Below are 1,041 nucleotides of genomic sequence, written 5' to 3'. Positions count from 1 at the left end.
GGCGTTGTTGCGCAAATCAGACTTAGGGCGTGAGTGTTCCTGTCCCGCTCTGATCAGGCGCGGGCGACGGTGTCGGGCATACCGAGGGCGTTGAAGGTGTTCAGGATGGCGCAGCGGATCTGCACTTCCGCGACCTGACGGGCGGGATCACGGGCTGACAGGCGTTCGCCCAAGCGCTTGAGGCGTGACATGGCGGTCTCGGCAAGACTGCGCCGATGGTACCCGCTCCACCGCTTCCAGAGCCGCCGCCCGAGGTGCCGGATCGCGCGCAGCGTCTCGTTCCGCTCGGTCGCTCCGGTGGTTCGCCCTTTCCACGGCTTGCCGTTGCGGCGTGGCGGCACGATCAGGTCGGCCTGGCGGGCCGCAGAGGCCTCGTAGACGCCGCGGGTGTCGTAGGCCCCGTCGCCGCTGATGAGGGCGATCCGCTCGGCCTTCGGCAACTGCGCCAGCAGGCCCGGCACGATCTCACCGTCGCCGTGCCGGTGGTCCGTCATCTCCACAGCCCTGACCTCGTGGCTGTCGGCATCGATCACCAAGTGGACCTTGCGCCAGACCCGACGCTTGTCGGCCCCGTGCTTCCTCACCTTCCACTCGCCCTCGCCCAGCACCTTCAGCCCCGTGCTGTCGATCACGAGGTGCAGCGGCTCACCCCGGGGACGGTAGGGGATGGTGACCGTGAGGCTCTTCTGCCGCCGCGAGAGGGTGCTGTAGTGGGGGACCTGCCAGTCGAGACCAGCCAGCCGGATCAGGCTCCCCGCCATGCCCTGGGCCGCCCGGAGCGGCAGCTGGTACAGCACCTTCAGCGTCAGCACTGCCTGGATCGCAGCATCGCTGAACGTCGGAGGCCGTCCCCGCCGCCCCGTGCCCTCGACGGCGTGCCACGCCAGGTCAGGCGAGATCCACACCGTCAGATCCCCGCGGGAGATCAGCCCCCGGTCGTACTCCCGCCAGTTCCGGGTCCGGTAGCGGGTCTTCGGCCGCTCACCCCGTGCCGATGCCTTGCTCATGCAGGCCTACCTGCAAGGTTTGTGCAACAACGCC

At 69.0% G+C, this 1,041-nt stretch carries 1 protein-coding gene; it reads right to left on the bottom strand.

The genetic code is table 11. The annotated features are described in order from the left end of the window. Positions 1-53 precede the first annotated feature (53 nt). Positions 54-1,007, bottom strand: coding sequence for an IS5 family transposase (locus J8J14_RS24800; protein WP_209382211.1), 954 nt, complete (start codon positions 1,005-1,007; stop codon positions 54-56). Positions 1,008-1,041 lie beyond the last annotated feature (34 nt).

It is taken from the genome of Pararoseomonas baculiformis, assembly GCF_017813395.1.
Classification (GTDB): domain Bacteria; phylum Pseudomonadota; class Alphaproteobacteria; order Acetobacterales; family Acetobacteraceae; genus Roseomonas; species Roseomonas baculiformis.
Note: the sequence above shows the minus strand (reverse complement) of the source record. Positions and strands in the feature narration are given on the sequence as shown.